Origin of the sequence: Streptomyces sp. NPDC059989, assembly GCF_042736975.1 — a bacterium.
Classification (GTDB): Bacteria; Actinomycetota; Actinomycetes; order Streptomycetales; family Streptomycetaceae; genus Streptomyces.
In genome coordinates, this window is record NZ_JBHWUO010000015.1 from 19,825 (window position 1) to 36,215 (window position 16,391).

General features: G+C 72.6%; 11 protein-coding genes. 5 read left to right on the plus strand and 6 right to left on the minus strand.

All coding sequences use genetic code 11. The annotated features are described in order from the left end of the window. Positions 1-236 precede the first annotated feature (236 nt). The 5 genes from sucD to ACFWBN_RS15635 form a co-directional block, all read right to left on the minus strand. The gene (sucD, locus tag ACFWBN_RS15615; RefSeq protein WP_215016991.1) at positions 237-1,127 is read right to left on the minus strand and encodes a succinate--CoA ligase subunit alpha; all 891 of its coding nucleotides are present in this window, start codon (positions 1,125-1,127) and stop codon (positions 237-239) included. Between the two features lie 21 nt (positions 1,128-1,148). Next, entirely contained in the window at positions 1,149-2,327 is a 1,179-nt protein-coding gene (sucC, locus tag ACFWBN_RS15620; RefSeq protein WP_030011549.1) for an ADP-forming succinate--CoA ligase subunit beta, read from the minus strand. 279 nt (positions 2,328-2,606) lie between these two features. Next, the gene (locus tag ACFWBN_RS15625) at positions 2,607-3,860 is read right to left on the minus strand and encodes a VWA domain-containing protein (protein WP_385176672.1); all 1,254 of its coding nucleotides are present in this window, start codon (positions 3,858-3,860) and stop codon (positions 2,607-2,609) included. Between the two features lie 251 nt (positions 3,861-4,111). Continuing rightward, complete coding sequence (locus tag ACFWBN_RS15630) at positions 4,112-6,394, minus strand: DUF5682 family protein (RefSeq protein WP_385176675.1); 2,283 nt, start codon at positions 6,392-6,394, stop codon at positions 4,112-4,114. After that, positions 6,391-7,497: an AAA family ATPase gene (locus ACFWBN_RS15635; RefSeq protein WP_385176678.1), complete on the minus strand. Its 1,107-nt coding sequence runs from the start codon at positions 7,495-7,497 to the stop codon at positions 6,391-6,393. The genes ACFWBN_RS15630 and ACFWBN_RS15635 overlap by 4 nt, the downstream gene beginning before the upstream one ends. Before the next feature lie 134 nt (positions 7,498-7,631). On the opposite strand from ACFWBN_RS15635, the gene ACFWBN_RS15640 reads away from it, so the two are divergent. From ACFWBN_RS15640 to ACFWBN_RS15650, 3 genes are all read left to right on the plus strand, one after another. Continuing rightward, the gene (locus tag ACFWBN_RS15640; protein WP_385176681.1) at positions 7,632-8,975 is read left to right on the plus strand and encodes an SWIM zinc finger family protein; all 1,344 of its coding nucleotides are present in this window, start codon (positions 7,632-7,634) and stop codon (positions 8,973-8,975) included. Between the two features lie 279 nt (positions 8,976-9,254). Further along, the gene (locus ACFWBN_RS15645) at positions 9,255-10,823 is read left to right on the plus strand and encodes a DUF5691 domain-containing protein (protein WP_385176684.1); all 1,569 of its coding nucleotides are present in this window, start codon (positions 9,255-9,257) and stop codon (positions 10,821-10,823) included. A gap of 553 nt (positions 10,824-11,376) precedes the next feature. Continuing rightward, a complete protein-coding gene (locus ACFWBN_RS15650; protein ID WP_385176688.1) occupies positions 11,377-13,128 on the plus strand; it encodes a zinc ribbon domain-containing protein in 1,752 nt (583 codons plus the stop codon). Positions 13,129-13,287: 159 nt separating this feature from the next. On the opposite strand, the gene ACFWBN_RS15655 is transcribed toward ACFWBN_RS15650, so the two are convergent. Further along, the gene (locus ACFWBN_RS15655; RefSeq protein ID WP_385176691.1) at positions 13,288-13,689 is read right to left on the minus strand and encodes a cobalamin B12-binding domain-containing protein; all 402 of its coding nucleotides are present in this window, start codon (positions 13,687-13,689) and stop codon (positions 13,288-13,290) included. Between the two features lie 174 nt (positions 13,690-13,863). Here ACFWBN_RS15655 and ACFWBN_RS15660 point away from each other — a divergent pair, with 174 nt between their 5' ends. Next, positions 13,864-14,670, plus strand: coding sequence for an esterase/lipase family protein (locus tag ACFWBN_RS15660; RefSeq protein WP_385176694.1), 807 nt, complete (start codon positions 13,864-13,866; stop codon positions 14,668-14,670). A gap of 222 nt (positions 14,671-14,892) precedes the next feature. Then, on the plus strand, positions 14,893-16,377 hold the full coding sequence (locus ACFWBN_RS15665; protein WP_385176697.1) for a M23 family metallopeptidase: 1,485 nt from the start codon (positions 14,893-14,895) through the stop codon (positions 16,375-16,377). The last annotated feature ends 14 nt before the right edge of the window (positions 16,378-16,391 follow it).

Genomic DNA, 16,391 nt, shown 5'->3' on the forward strand with positions numbered 1-16,391 from the left:
ATCACGGAGTTCCTCGCGACGAAGACCTCGGCGGACCTGTCGACGGTCCGCGAGAGCCCGGTGCTCTAGCGCTGTGGGGGCCGGGGGGGCGCCCCCCCCCCCCCCCAACCCCGCGGCCGCGGGGCCGCCCCGCCCCCCCCCCGGCCCCTATTTATACGCGGGGGGGGCCCGCACCCCGGAGGGGGTGCGGGCCACGCCCGTACACACGTACACACGTACTCGCGTACGACCTGCGACTACTGAGCGGCGTTCAGGATCTCGCGCGCCAGCTTCGCGGTCTCGGTCGGCGTCTTGCCGACCTTCACGCCCGCGGCCTCCAGGGCTTCCTTCTTGGCCTGTGCGGTGCCGGAAGAGCCGGAGACGATGGCGCCCGCGTGGCCCATGGTCTTGCCCTCGGGGGCGGTGAAGCCCGCGACGTAGCCGACGACCGGCTTGGTGACGTTCTTCGCGATGAAGTCCGCCGCACGCTCCTCGGCGTCGCCGCCGATCTCGCCGATCATGACGATCAGGTCGGTGTCGGGGTCGGCCTCGAACGCCTCGAGGGCGTCGATGTGCGTCGTGCCGATGACCGGGTCGCCACCGATGCCGACGGCCGAGGAGAAGCCGATGTCACGAAGCTCGTACATCATCTGGTAGGTCAGCGTGCCGGACTTGGACACGAGACCGATGCGGCCGGGCTTGGTGATGTCGCCCGGGATGATGCCGGCGTTGGACTGGCCGGGGGTGATCAGACCCGGGCAGTTCGGGCCGATGATCCGCGTCTTGTTGCCCTTGGCTGTCGCGTACGACCAGAAGGCGGCGGAGTCGTGCACCGCGATGCCCTCGGTGATGACGACGGCCAGCGGGATCTCGGCGTCGATGGCCTCGACGACGGCGGCCTTGGCGAAGGCCGGCGGGACGAAGAGGACGGAGACGTTGGCGCCCGTCTTCTCCATCGCCTCGGCGACGGAGCCGAAGACCGGGACCTCGGTGCCGTCGAAGTCGACGGTGGTGCCGGCCTTGCGCGGGTTCACGCCGCCGACGATGTTGGTGCCGTCAGCCAGCATCAGCTTGGTGTGCTTCATGCCCGTGGCACCGGTCATGCCCTGGACGATGACCTTGCTGTCCTTGTTGAGGAAGATAGCCATGTGAGTCTGTGACCTCTGCCCTTACTTCGCAGCCGCGAGCTCGGCGGCCTTGTCGGCCGCGCCGTCCATGGTGTCCACGCGCTGCACCAGCGGGTGGTTGGCGTCCGAGAGGATCTTGCGACCCAGCTCGGCGTTGTTGCCGTCGAGACGGACGACCAGCGGCTTGGTGACCGCCTCGCCCTTGTCCGCGAGCAGCTGCAGCGCCTGGACGATGCCGTTGGCGACCTCGTCGCAGGCGGTGATGCCGCCGAAGACGTTGACGAAGACGGACTTGACGTCCGGGTCGCCGAGGATGATCTCGAGACCGTTGGCCATGACGGCGGCGGAGGCGCCACCGCCGATGTCCAGGAAGTTGGCGGGCTTGACGCCGCCGTGGTTCTCACCGGCGTACGCGACGACGTCGAGGGTGCTCATGACGAGACCCGCGCCGTTGCCGATGATGCCGACCTCGCCGTCGAGCTTCACGTAGTTGAGGTTCTTCGCCTTGGCGGCGGCCTCGAGCGGGTTCGCGGCCGCGTGGTCCACGAACTCCTCGTGGCCCGGCTGGCGGAACTCGGCGTTCTCGTCGAGCGAGACCTTGCCGTCGAGCGCGATGACGTCGCCGGAGGCGACCTTCGCGAGCGGGTTGACCTCGACGAGGAGCGCGTCCTCGGCGATGAAGGTCGCCCACAGGGTCACGAGGACCTCGGCGACCTTCTCGGCGACCTCGGCCGGGAACTGCGCCAGGGCGACGATCTCGCGGGCCTTCTCGATGGTCACGCCCTCGTTGGCGTTCACCGGGACCTTGGCGAGCTTCTCGGGGGTCTCCTCCGCGACCTGCTCGATGTCCATGCCGCCCGCGACCGAGGCCATGGCCAGGAAGGTGCGGTTGGTGCGGTCGAGGAGGTACGAGACGTAGTACTCCTCGAGGATCTCGGGGGCCGTCTCGGCGATCATCACCTTGTGGACCGTGTGGCCCTTGATGTCCATGCCGAGGATGTCCGTCGCCCGGGCGACGGCCTCGTCCGGGGTGGCGGCCAGCTTCACGCCGCCGGCCTTGCCGCGGCCGCCGACCTTCACCTGCGCCTTGACGACCGACTTGCCGCCCAGCCGCTCGGTGGCCTCGCGAGCCGCCTCAGGCGTGTCGATGACTTCACCGGCCAGCACCGGTACACCGTGCTTGGCGAAGAGGTCCCTCGCCTGGTACTCGAACAGGTCCACGCGCGTCCGTCCCTTGTCTTTTTAAAGATTCGCAGTGATTCGCGGTTGTCTGCTATCTGCGTGGGCGTGCCGCGGAGGGCAACGTGACGGCGCTGTCACAAGGAAGGCGCACACGGTGACCGTGGACGCGGCATGTCCGTCCCGCAGGTTATCCCCGTGGGACGTAGGTCCCTAAATCGCAGATCACACCTGAGCGGTGATACCTGTCACAGATCGCCTCACGGTTGAACTGGAACTTCGTGTGATCCGCCGATTCCCTGTGATCCACGAGGGGGCCGGTCAGGGCACCGGCAGGGGGCGCTTCTCCAGGGCCGCGGCCATCACCTCCGGGAACAGGTCGGGGGTGCAGGCGAAGGCCGGGGCGCCAAGCGCCGCAAGGGCGGCGGCGTGCTCGTGGTCGTAGGCAGGGGCGCCCTCGTCGGACAGGGCCAGCAGGGTCACGAACTCGACGCCCGCGCCCTTCATGGCGGCGACCCGCTTGAGCATCTCGTTGCGTATGCCGCCTTCGTAGAGATCACTGATCAGGACGACGACGGTGTCGGCGGGCCGGGTGATCTTCGACTGGCAGTAGGCGAGGGCCCGGTTGATGTCGGTGCCGCCGCCCAGCTGGGTGCCGAAGAGCACGTCGACCGGGTCGTCGAGCTGGTCGGTGAGGTCGACGACGGCGGTGTCGAAGACGACCAGCCGGGTCGCGATCGAGCGCATCGAGGCCAGCACCGCCCCGAAGACGGAGGCGTAGACGACGGAGGCCGCCATGGAACCCGACTGGTCGATGCAGAGGATCACCTCCTTCTTCACCGATTGCGCCGCACGGCCGTACCCGATCAGCCGCTCGGGGACGACGGTCCGATACTCGGGCAGGTAGTTCTTGAGGTTGGCCCGGATGGTCCGGTTCCAGTCGATGTCGTGGTGGCGGGGACGGCTGATCCGCGCGGACCGGTCCAGCGCGCCGGTGAGGGTGGCCCGGGTCCGTGCCGCGAGCTTCTTCTCCAGCTGCTCGACCACCTTGCGCACCACGGCCCGAGCCGTCTCCTTGGTGGTGTCGGGCATGGCCTTGTTCAGCGACAGCAGGGTGCCGACCAGGTGGACGTCGGGCTCGACGGCCTCCAGCATCTCCGGCTCCAGCAGCAGGGTGGACAGGCCGAGCCGCTCGATCGCGTCGCGCTGCATGACCTGGACCACCGAGCTGGGGAAGTACGTACGGATGTCCCCGAGCCAGCGGGCCACGTGCGGCGCGGACCCGCCGAGCCCGGCCGACCGCGCCCCGGCCTTGCGCTCCCCCTTCCCGCCGCCCCCGCCGTAGAGCGAGGCGAGCGCCCCGTCCATGGCGGCATCCCGCCCGCTCAGCACACACCCCGTCCCGTCCCCCTCTCCCCCACCGAGCACCATCCGCCACCGCCGCAACCGCTCGCCTCCGGCGGGGTGGGCGGTATCCGCGGCGGCCGCGCCTGGCAGACCGGCGCTGTTCGCCGCGCCGGGCACGGGCGCCCCGCCGGCCTCGCCGCGCACCACCGGGTTCTCCGTACTGGTCATCTGTCCGTCCCCCTGCACTAGTCGTGTCCTCATCAGCCGCACCCACCAACGCGGGCCAAATCCGTAAGCCGCGCCCACCCACTCAGCCGGGCCGCATTCCAGCCCCGCCGGCGCTTGAGGCACGGAGCCCGGGGCGGAACCCCGATCCGTAAGCCGCACCCACCCACTCAGACGAGCCAAATCCAGCCCCGCCGGCGCTTGAGGCGCGGGGTCCGGGGCAGAGCCCCGGTCGGGAAGCCGCGCCCACGCACTCAGGCGGGCACGTCCACCCCCGCCGGGGCGAGCAGCAGACGGACCAGGTCCACCACCGCGTCGGCCCGGACGGGGTCCAGGTCCGGGGCGAAGCCCGCGGGGGCCGAGCCCGGTGCGGGCGCCGCGGCCGGCCCGCCAGGGCCTCGGCGGACCAGTTCTCCCAGGCTCCGCTTCACGCCCGGCTCGTACGCCCCGAACGTCCGCCGCAGTAACGGCAGTACGTCGGTGAAGGCCCGCTCCGGCACCCCCACCAGCCAGGCGTCAATCAGCCCCAGCAGCCGGTCGTCGTGGACCAGCAGGGTCCCGCCGCCCGAGCCGCCCGCGAAGCCCTCGATCCAGCCCGCCGCGTCGGCCGGGGGGCCCGCCGGGGACAGCGCGAGCCCCATCAGCCGCGCCGTCTCCTCGGCCGGGAGCCGCCCCTCGTCGAGCAGCAGCCGGGCCGCGCGGCCGCGTATCAGCCCGGGCACGGTGTCCCGGCCGGCCAGCGTCCGCAGCACCGCGGACCACCGCTCCCGCAGCCCCTCGTCGGCGTCGGCCAGCAGCCCGACCGCCCCGTGCACCCCGTCCACATGGCCCCGCAGCTCCGCCGCCGCATCGGCGTCCAGCCCGGCCGCGCAGGCCGGCGGCAGCGCCACGCATATCCGCTCGGCGAGCCCGGCCGCCACCGTGCCGAGCGCCGCCGCGTCCGTGCCCCGGACGTCCCCGTACCGCAACGAACGGGCCAGTGCGGGCAGGGCCTTGGCCAGTCGCGCCACATCGGTGTCCAGCGCGGCCCGGTCCGCGAGCGCCCGCAGTACGGCGGGCAGTGCCTCGGACAGCCCGGCCAGCAGGCACCGCTCGGCCAGCGCCGTGACCTCGCCCAGCTCCTCCGCGCCCGCGGCATCGGCCTCGGCCTTGGCGGTGGCCGCCGCCAGGACGGTGGTGCCCCAGATGCCGGCCTCGGCCACCCGCACCGACAGCTCCGGCTCCCAGCGCAGCCGCCAGGTCTCCCGGAAGGTGCCGGTACTGCTCCGGGAGGCGGTGGGCGTGCCCCAGCCGATGCCGAGCAGCCTCAGCCGGTGCAGGAGCAGGGACTTGGCCGCGTCCGTCTCCTTGCGCAGGTCGAGTTCCAGCTCGCGTTCGTGCGCCTCGGGCTTGAGCCGCAGCGAGCGCTGTTGCCGGGTCAGGTCGCGCTGGAGCGGTACGACGGGGGCCGTGTCCGGGACCTCGCCGAGCACGTCGCCGACGACCAGGCGGTCCTCTATCAGCGCGAGCGGTATGTCGGAGCCGTCGCACATCACCGCCCGGACCGCTTCCAGGGTCTCCGTCAGCCCGGGCAGCGGCCGCCCGCGCATCGCGGCCAGGGTCTCGGCCAGCCGGACCGCCTCGATGACGTGCGCCGAGGAGACCTGCCGGTCCTCCTCCCGCAGCAGCCCCGCGACCTTGGTCAGCCACCGCTCCACGGGCCGGTCCCGGGCCGAGAAGAGGTGGGCGTACCAGCCCGGCGAGGTGATGCCCGCGCCGTACCCGCCGGCCCGCGCGAGCCTGCGGTGGGTCCAGGGCACCCAGGTGGTCTCCACCTTGACCTTGGGCAGGCCGGTGAGGAGTGCCTTGTCGGCGGCCGCGGTGGTCTTCGCCCGCAGCGCGGGCACGTGCCAGGCCCCGCAGACCACGGCGTACGCGTCGCCGAACTCCCTGCGGGCGGCCCGCATCCGCTGCCGCATGTACGCCTCGCGGACCAGGTCGCGGGCGTGGCCGCCGTCCCCGTAGGCCTCGCGCAGGGCGCCCATGGCCTCCCCGAGGGCCTCGAAGGCGCCGAGCGGGTCGCCTCGTCGGCCGTCGGCGCCCCGGTGCTCGACCACGTCCTCCCACCAGCGCTCGGGGTCGTCGTACCCGGCGGTCTCGGCGAGCACCGCGAGCGGGTCCAGCCGGACGGCATCGGGCTCGCGCTCCTCCTGCCTGTCCCCTTCGGCGGCCAGCGAGTGCGCCGCCGGGAGGTCGATGAACCGGACCGGAACGTCCCGCGCCTGGGCCCAGCGGATGGCCACCCACTCGGGGGAGAAGCCGGCCAGGGGCCAGAACGCGGCCCGGCCCGGATCGTCCGCCGCGTGCGCGAGGAGTGCGACGGGCGGCCGCATCCCCGGTTCGGCGGCGAGCGGCAGCAGCGCGTCCCCCTCGGGCGGGCCCTCGATCAGCACCGCCTTCGGCCGGGCCGCGTCGAGGGCCGCCCGCACGGCACGGGCCGAGCCGGGCCCGTGGTGCCGTACGCCCAGTAGCAGCGGCCCCTGCGCGGCCCTGCTCATACGGTCACCTCCCGGCAGGCGCGGTAGAAGTCCTTCCAGCCGTCCCGCTCGCGGACCACGGCCTCCAGGTACTCCTGCCAGACCACCTTGTCGGCGGCCGGGTCGCGGACGACGGCGCCGAGGATTCCGGCGGCCACGTCGGAGGGGCGCAGGACGCCGTCCCCGAAGTGGGCGGCCAGGGCCAGGCCGCCGGTGACGACGGAGATGGCCTCGGCGGTGGAGAGGGTGCCGCTGGGCGACTTCACCTTCGTCCGGCCGTCGTCGGTGACTCCGTCGCGCAGCTCGCGGAAGACGGTGACGACGCGGCGGATCTCCTCCAGTCCCTCGGGCGCGGCCGGCAGGTCCAGGGAGCGGCCCATCTGGTCGACGCGGCGGGCGACGATGTCGACCTCGGCGTCGGCGGTGGCGGGCAGCGGCAGGACGACGGTGTTGAAGCGGCGGCGCAGCGCGCTGGAGAGCTCGTTGACCCCGCGGTCGCGGTCGTTGGCGGTGGCGATGAGGTTGAAGCCGCGCACGGCCTGCACCTCTTCGCCGAGCTCCGGTATCGGCAGCGTCTTCTCGGACAGGACGGTGATGAGGGTGTCCTGGACGTCGGCGGGGATGCGGGTGAGCTCCTCGACGCGGGCGGTCATGCCGTCGGCCATGGCCCGCATGACGGGGCTGGGGACGAGGGCCTCGCGGCTGGGGCCGTGGGCGAGGAGCCGGGCGTAGTTCCAGCCGTAGCGGATGGCTTCCTCGGGGGTGCCGGCGGTGCCCTGGACGAGGAGGGTGGAGTCTCCGCTGACGGCGGCGGCGAGGTGTTCCGACACCCAGGTCTTGGCGGTGCCGGGGACGCCGAGCAGGAGCAGGGCGCGGTCGGTGGCCAGGGTGGTGACGGCGACTTCGACGATGCGGCGCGGCCCGACGTACTTGGGTGTGATGACGGTGCCGTCGGGCAGTTCGCCGCCGAGCAGGTAGGTGGCGACGGCCCACGGGGAGAGCTTCCAGCGGGTGGGGCGGGGCCGGTCGTCGGCGGCTTCCAGGGCTTTCAGTTCGTGCGCGAAGGCGTCCTCGGCGTGCGGTCGCAGCGCCTGGGCGCCCGTGGTGTTCTCGGGCATGGTCATGGTCCCCCTCCAAAGCTCGGCAGCCGCTCCCGACTGCTGAATCCACGGTGCACCACGCCACTGACAACGAGCCCTGTTCGATGCGTTGTTGCAGGTCAGAGCGATTGTCAGTGGGGGTCCGTACGGTGGTTCACATGACTGAGCAGGGGGTCCGCTGGACAGCGGAACAGGTACTGGCTCTGGCTCCTGACGATGCCTCACGCAAGGCGGGGGGCAGACTTGGCGGGGCGGGGCCGTGGTCACAGATCGGAGGTTCCGCTTCCGGTTCGGTGTGGGGGTTGTGCAAGGGCAGCGGCAGTACGCCGTACCGCACGGTCGTGGATCTGGCCGGGCCGGCGTACAAGTGCTCCTGTCCGAGCCGGAAGTTCCCGTGCAAGCACGCGCTGGGGCTGCTGCTGCTCTGGTCCGCGGAGGGGGTCGGCGAGCCGGGTGAGGCGCCGGAGTGGGCCGCGCAGTGGCTGGCGGATCGTGCGGCGAAGGCCGCGCCGCCGGCCGCGGGGGCGGGCAGACCGGTGGACGAGGAGGGGGCGCGGAAGCGGGCCGAGCGGCGGGCGGCCCGGATCGGCGCGGGCGTCACCGAGCTGGAGCAGCGGCTCGCCGATCTGCTGCGCGGCGGCCTCGCCGGCCAGGAGCAGTCCGGTTACGCCGCGTGGGAGGAGACGGCCGCCCGGATGGTCGATGCCCAGGCTCCCGGACTGGCGGGGCGCGTAAGGGAGTTGGCGACGATACCCAGTTGCGGCCCCGGCTGGCCCGCCCGGATGCTGGAGGAGGCGGCGCTGCTGCACCTGCTGGACCGGGCCTGGCTGGGGGTGGCTGCCTTGCCGGATCCGCTGGCGGCGACGGTGCGCAGCCGGGTGGGACTGCCGGCCTCCGGGGAGGGGGAGGCCGTACGGGACCGCTGGCTGGTGCTGGCCCAGAACGACTCGGTGTCGCCGGACGGGCGGCTCACCACCCGCCGGATATGGCTGCGCGGGCTGGAGGGGGGCCGGCCGGCGCTGGTGCTGGACTTCGGACCGCCCGGGCGGCCGCCGGGGCTGGCGCTGCCGATGGGGCTGGTGCTGGAGGCGGAAGTCCGCTTCCGGCCCGGGTCGGCGGGGCTGCGGGCGGATCTCGGGGAGAGATCAGCGGCGGCCGTGCCGTGCGCGGAGGTTCCGGCCGGGGTGAGCACGGGGGCGGCTCTGGAGGCCTACGGGGCGGCGCTGCGGGAGGATCCGTGGCTCGAATCCTGGCCGGTGGTGCTCGGCCCGGTGATCCCGATACCGGGAGAGCTCGGCTGGCAGCTGGCGGACGCGGAGGGCACCTCCGCCCTGCCGGTGCCCCTCGCCGGGGCCGGGAGCCGCTCCCGGCCGGGCCTGTGGCAGCTGGCCGCGTTGTCGGGCGGGGGCCCGGTGACGGTGTTCGGGGAGTGCGGCCACCGCGGCTTCACCCCGCTGACGGCCTGGCAGCCGGACTCTCCGGAGCCGGTGGCGCTGGCCTGACGGAACAGGAACCGAGGAAACAGCCGAAGGAAGAGTCGGAATCGCCGAACGAATCGCTGGGGGCCTGGGGGCCCGTATGTCGTCCACGAGGACGGCGGGGAGGGAAACACGCGGCGCGAGCGCGCCGTACGGGGAACGGGGAGCAACGAGAAGCCGGGGGGCTTTTGTGAACGACAACCACGCCAGTTGAGCGCAGTCGAGCGGCAGCACATCGACAGCTCCGGTCCCGCGGAGGGGGCGGGACCGGAGCGCAGTATCCAGGGAGGGGAGAGGGGTCTGATGGGCATGGGTGACGAGGAGTACGGGAACTGGGAGGGGCTGGTCGGCGCCGCGCTGCTGGGCACCGAGCGGCGACAGGGCAGCCCGGAGGCCCTGCTGGACGCGGCGGCCGTGCAGACCCTGCGGCGCCGGGCCGGGCTGCGGCCGGCGGAGGCGGGGCCGCGCCCGGAGCCCGCGCCGGTGGATCCGCGGCCGGCGCCGCCGGTGGCGGCCCGGTGGCGGCTCGCGCAGCTGCTGGCAGGCCGGACCGGTGCGGGCAGCGGCGGCGGGCGGCGGGGGGCCGCCCCGGATCTGACGGAGCTGCTGCCCCAGTGGCTGGCCGCGGCCGGGCGGCACGGCTACCGCGCGCCGGCCGCGCTCGTACCGGCGCTGCTGGACGCGGCCCGGGCCCGTACGGACCTGCGCCCGCAGGCGCTGGCCCTGGCCGGGGCGCGGGGAATGTGGCTGGCGCGGCTGAATCCGGACTGGCGCTTCGCCCTGCGCGGCGGGGTGGGCGGGGCCGGGCAGCTGCCGGAGGTGACGGACCGGGCCGGGGTGGAACGGCTGTGGCAGGAGGGGCTGTTCGCGGAGCGGGTGGCGCTGCTGGGTGCCGTACGGGCCCATGATGCGGCGGCCGCGCCGAGGCTGCTGGCGACGACCTGGGCCACCGAGCGGGCCGAGGACCGGCTGATGTTCCTCGATTCGCTGCGGGTGGGGCTGTCGGAGGGGGACGAGCCGTTCCTGGAGGCGGCGCTGGGCGACCGCAGCCGCAATGTCCGCTCGACGGCGGCCGAGCTGCTGTCCGCGCTGCCGGGTTCGGCGCTGGCGGGGCGGATGGCGGAGCGGGCCCTGACCTGCGTGGGTCCCGAGGGGGTGACCCCGCCGACCGAGTGCGACGCGGGGATGCTGCGGGACGGGGTGGTCAAGCGGCCGCCCGCCGGGCGCGGGGAGCGGGCCTGGTGGCTCGGACAGTTGGTGGAGGCGGCTCCGCTGTCCTGCTGGCGCGAACGGTTCGGGGGGATCGGGCCCGTGGAGCTGGTGGCGCTGCCGGTGGCCGAGGGCGAGGTCTGGCGGGAGGAGCTGCACGCGGCATGGTGCCGGGCGGCCGTGCGGCAGCGGGACGCGGAGTGGTCGCGGGCCCTGCTCGGCCCGGCGTCCGCGCCGCCGGCGGCGGGCCCGGGAACGGCCTCGCTCGCGGAGCGGGCGAAGCTGCTGGAGACCCTGCCCGATGGGGAACGGGCGGAATGGGTCGCGGAGTTCATACGGGCCCACGGCCTGTCGGAGGCGTTCCAGCTGCTGGGTGTGTGCGTGGTGCCGTGGGCGGGGGCCCTGGGGAGGGCGGTCGTGGACGCGCTGGAGGCGGCGCGGGAGGCGGGCAGCTACCCGTGGAGCTTCAGCGGGGTGATGGGGCTGGCAGAGCGCTGCCTCGATCCTGCGGAGGCCGGGCGGCTGGAGGCACTGACCGCCGGGGCGGAGGATCCGGCGGACGCGTCGCCGGGGGCCGCCGCGTACTGGGCGGAGGCGTTCCAGCGGCTGGTGGCCACCCTTCGCTTGCGCGAGGCGATGCTCTTGGAACTGGCTCCGGCCTAGCCCTGCGGGGCGCCGGCCGGGTCCGAGGGGTGCCGCTCCAGGGCGCCAGCCGGGTACGGGGTGCCGCCGCCGGGGCGCGCTAGCCCGGGTACGGGGGTACCACTGCACGGAGCGGTCCACCGCCGGGCAGGGGTGGGGGTGCCGCTGCGCGGAGCAGGTCCCCTACCCACCCTTCCACCGTTCCTCCCCCAGCTACCGCTGTGAGGTGCCCCCAGGGGCACCGCCCCAGGCCCCGCGCCTTGGGATCCCGACATTCCCGCCCCGTTGGGGCGCGGCAGGCAGAGAGAGACAGCAGCGGAACGCAGTGGCGCATCTCCGGAGGTTCACGTAGTTCCTCGGAGATTCGTAGTGATCGTGTTGTGTTCTCGCCGTGGTGTCCGTGGTGCGGGGTCCGGATGTGAGTTCGCGGGTCGAATGGGTGACCTTTCGCGCGCGGTGTCGTTGATCGGATGACAGCACTGCCAACAGGGGGGTGGCGTTGAGTCGCAAGGTGTCGCTCGCCGTGGGTCAGACCGCCCGGACTGCATGTGCCCGTGGTCTGCTGCGGACGGGTGTGGACGAGAGGACCGGGGAGCTGCTGGCGGTTTCCGTGCTGGCGGAGCGAGTCGGCTGGTGTGCCGATCTGGTGGCCGCCATGGTCACCGAGTTACTGGCCGAGCGCTGGAACGCCGCGTCTGTGGATGCGCTGGCCTCCGGAGAGGACGGCGGGGGCAGGAAGCTGCCGTCGAACGCGTGGATGGCTCTGCGGCGCCTGGGCTGGAGCGTCTCGCCGCCCGAAGGCATCCGGGTCAATGACCGGATCGTTCGCATGGCGCAGGAGCAAGCCGGACGCTTACTGCGGTCGGCAAACTGGCGCGCAGGCCTGACCACTGGTGTGCTCGCGGCATGGCCTGCCGATCCAGGCAAGCGCACGCCGGAGGAGTGGGACGCGGTGCGCGAGGCGGTGCCGGGCGGACAGCACCTTGCGTCCAGCGTCATCAATTCCCGCACCCGGCAGATCGCCGCGTTCGCCAAGAAACACGACCGGATGCCCGCCGAACTGTTCGAGGTGGAGGCCGCGCCCAGAGCCGCGCGGTTGCTGATTCTGTCTGCGTGCGACGGGCAGCAGGCCACCATCGAACATCAGGAGGCCGAGCCGGGCCGTGCACTGTTGCGTTTGCAGCTTCCCACCCGGGCGGCCCCGCGGGCGTACCGGGACTGGACGTGGGTGTCCTGCCTCATCACACTGCCTCCGACGGTCCCGGTGGGCGCGGTGCTGCACCTACCCACCCTCCGCCCCCACCAGGGCCGTGTCCGCGCCGATCTCGCCTACAGCCACGCCGTCCCGAAGGCGGTCCGCAGTGGGCACACGGTCGCTTTGGGTGTGGACTGGGGGCTGAACACCCTGCTGTCCGCGGGCGCGGCCCGGCTGCACGGCGACGGGCGGATCACTGTCCTCAGGGCCGGGGCCGTGTTCCGGACGGCCGGGGTTCTCGCCAAGCAGCACCGGCTTCGGCGGCAGGGCGAGCACCTGCATGCCAAGGCCGGTCACTACCAGCGGCTCACCGCCGGAAACGAACAGCACCCGCTGGCGGCCAAGCACACCGTTCTGAGCGATGAGATCGCCTACGTTTCCGCGCGCCGGTCGAACCTGAACGACGCGCTGGCGTGGGCTGCCGCCAGGTGGGCAGTGGACCAGGCCATCGCCGCGGGGGCGAGCGTCATCTACCTCGAGGACCTCCGCTCGATGGAAGCCCGTGGCATGGGTCGCACCCACAACACCCGGCTCTCCCAGCAGGTGCGCGGTCAGATCGTGGAGCGGATACGGCATGTGGCCGCGGAGACGGGTATCGCCGTGGTCACCGTCCCGGCCCGCAACACCTCCAAGCACTGCCCCCGCTGCCTCACCCCACTGCGCCACCGGAAAGCCCCCGACCGGCCCACCACGCCCGGCTGGAAATGGGCCATCTGCCCCACCTGTTCCTGGCAGGGCGACCGCGACCAGGGTGCCTGGCAGCGCATCGCAGCACGCGGCCTGACCCACCAGGCCAAGACCGTGACCGACCGAAGCACCGGCACGATGGCCATCCGTACAGTCGTGGACACACCCGAAGCGGGCGCGGTCGTCACACCAACCGCGCCGATGACCAGCCGGGACCGTCCAAGACCGGACGCACCCGGCACAAGTCAACACGTCCGACGCCCAGGCGACGCCGGACACCCTCCCCTGCCAGGCCCTTCGGTCGGGTGGGAAAGCGTCCGGGGGGACACGCTCACACGGACCGGAGACGGCTGCCACGCGCAGCTCACCGGCGCCAGGGCGTGACGACGATCAGCGCACCCGCCACCAGCCGACACCGGGCACGAGGAGCAGCACTGGGCGCAGGATTCCACCTCCACGCCCACGCCACCCCTCCATGGTGGGAACAGATCCCCGAACCAGACGCCATGTCTGACACAGGATCACTAAAACTGATCAGAGACGCTACTGGCGGACGTGGGTGCGGACCCAGTCCACGATCGACGTCGTCGTCGCGCCCGGGGTGAAGATCTCGGCCACGCCCTTCTCCTTCAGGGGGGCGATGTCGTCCTCCGGGATGATGCCGCCGCCGAAGACCTTGATGTCCTCCGCGTCGCGCTCCTTCAGGAGTTCCAGCACGCGCACGAACAGCGTGTTGTGGGCGCCGGAGAGGATCGAGAGGCCGATCGCGTCGGCGTCCTCCTGGATCGCGGTGTCCACGATCTGCTCGGGGGTCTGGTGGAGGCCGGTGTAGATGACCTCCATGCCCGCGTCCCGCAGGGCTCGCGCGATCACCTTGGCGCCGCGGTCGTGGCCGTCGAGACCCGGCTTGGCCACCACCACACGGATCGGACCGGTCACACCCATCGCACTGCCTCCCGAGTGAACGAACGTTAAGTACAGCATCGCGCACGCCACCGTTTCACGGTCAACCAGGAGGGGGAAATCACACGTGGGACGGCATTGCGCCACCGTGCCGACAGCCGCACGGCACGGTGGCGCTACCGGCCGCAGTCCCAAAAGGCTCAGGGGAGGCCGTCGATGGGGCTGTCCATACCCTTGTCCGCGGCCGCTCTGCGGGCCGGGGCGCTCGAGGTGGTCGTGCTCGGCGGGCATCTCCTTCTGTATCCGACCGGCGTGTGCCAGGAGAAGGTCACCCACAAGGCCCCCGAGAAGGGTGCCGGGCCAGTCGTCGCCGATGCGCCCGCCGCGCGACCGCCCGCGTTGCTCCTCCACGGGTTCTCCGACAACCGTTCCGTCTTCGTGCTGCTGCGCCGCGCCCTCGGGGCGGACGGCCGCCGGCACGTGGAGGCGTACAACTACTCGCCCTTCACCCGCGACCTGCGCGTCACCGCCCGCCATCTCGCCCGGCGCGTCGAGGAGCTGTGCGCGCGGACCGGGCAGGAGCGGGTGGATCTGGTGGGGCACAGCCTGGGCGGGCTGGTCGGCCGGTACTACGTCCAGCGCCTCGGCGGCGACGCCCGCGTCCGGACGCTCGTCACGCTCGGCACCCCGCATTCCGGCACGCTGGTCGCCCCCTTCATGGACGCGCACCCGCTGGTGCGGCAGATGCGGCCCGACTCCGAGGTGCTGGCCGAGCTGGCCGCGCCCGCGCCCGGCTGCGCGACGCGATGCGTGGCGTTCTGGAGCGAGTTCGACGTCGTGATGGCCCCGGTCGGCACGGCCCGGATCGAGCATCCGGATCTACGCGTGGAGAACGTGCAGGTCACAGGGATCGGGCACCTCGCACTGCCCGCCCACCCCGCCGTGATCGCGGCGGTCCGGCGCGCCCTCGACGGGCCCGGTCTGGCCGCCGTGGAGCGCTCCGGAGCCGCTTCCGTCGCATAGACGCCAGGCCACCCGAAGTCGAACGAATTTCGAACTCAAGGCCAAGGGTGCGTCTTTCGGCGACCGAAAGGCGGCCGAATGCCCGGTTCCCACGATGTGGAAACCCTCGGAAGATTGTCGTTGTGAGTAACCGCCGGGTACAGTCACGCCACTGCTCTCCTCCGGGGAACCTCTCATTCCCCGGCCACCCAGGCCCCCACTGCCGAGGCGAAAGAGAAGTTGGTGAACGACCGCCCCTCGCCGGGCCAGTATCCGGATCCCGGGTATGACGGCCTTGCCACCACCACTTTCGCTGGTGACTCGACCTACGTTTCCTATGAAACGCAGGGCCAGGGGGTCAACTACGCGGCATACGGCTCCTATGAGACCGGCGCGTACGACACCACCGCGTGGACCTCGCAGGACACGTACCTCCCCACGATCCCGGCCCAGGCCAACGCCTGGAACACGCCGGACACGGACTACTCCGGCTACGCGCAGTACCAGCAGCCCTCCTTCGGCTACGACACCTCCGCCGAACAGACCGGGCACTGGGCCGTGCCGGGCTACCAGACCCTCACGGGCAGCGAGACCGGCGCCTACGACGCCACCGCCTGGAACACCGTCGCCGCCGAGGCCCCCGAAACCCCGGTGCAGCAGCCCGAGGCCGGATACGGGCACGAGTACGAGTACGGATACGCGTACCAGCAGCCCGTACCCGTGCCGGAGGAGCAGCAGCAGCCGCAGCAGCAGGAGTACGCGCAGGAGTACTCGTACGAGGCCTACGCCTACGAGGCCCCTGCCGCCGAGCCCGACGCCTACGTCGAGACGGCCGTCTTCGAGGAGATCGCCGAGGACGACACGCCCGAGGTGCACGACCTTCCCACCCAGGCGATGCCCGTGACCGCGACTCCGCGCGCCTCGCGCCGGACCGCCCCCAAGGGGAATGCCAAGAGCAGCGCGAAGGGCAACGCCAAGGCCGGCAACAGCCGTCGCCGCACCCCGGCGAAGCGTTCCGCCCTGCTGACCGTGGCCGTGCCCTCCGCCTGCGTGATGGGCGTCGCGGGTGTCGCCGCCGCCTCCGTCGGCGGACTCACCGGCCCGGAGAAGCCCGCCGAGGACACCACCACGATGGCCGCGCCCGACCCGGCCTCCGTGAAGCCGGTCGCGGCGAACACCAAGCTCGACACCCAACTGGCCGCGCTCAGCGCCGACGCGGGCGACTTCGCGGACCGCGCGAGCCGTACGCAGGAGCGCATCGACCTGCGCCAGCGCCAGGAGGAGGAGAAGAAGAAGAAGGCGGAGGAGGCCGCGGCCAAGGAGGCGGCCCGCCCCAAGTTCGCGATCCCCGTCGAACAGCACGGCCTCAGCGCCAGCTTCGGGCAGGCCGGCGGCATGTGGATGTCCGTGCACACCGGCATCGACTTCCCGGTCTCCTACGGAACCCCGGTCATGGCCGCCACCGACGGCACCGTGCGCACCCAGTACAACAGCGCCTACGGGAACATGGCCATAGTGACCTCGCCCGACGGCACCGAGACCTGGTACTGCCACCTCAGCAGCACCAAGATCCGGTCCGGCAAGGTCAAGGCCGGCGACGTCATCGCGTACTCGGGCAACTCCGGCAACTCCACCGGCCCGCACCTCCACTTCGAGGTCAGGCCCGGCGGCGGATCCGCGATCGATCCCCTGCCGTGGCTCCGCAGCCACGGCCTGGACCCGACCTAAAGCAGCCCGACGGC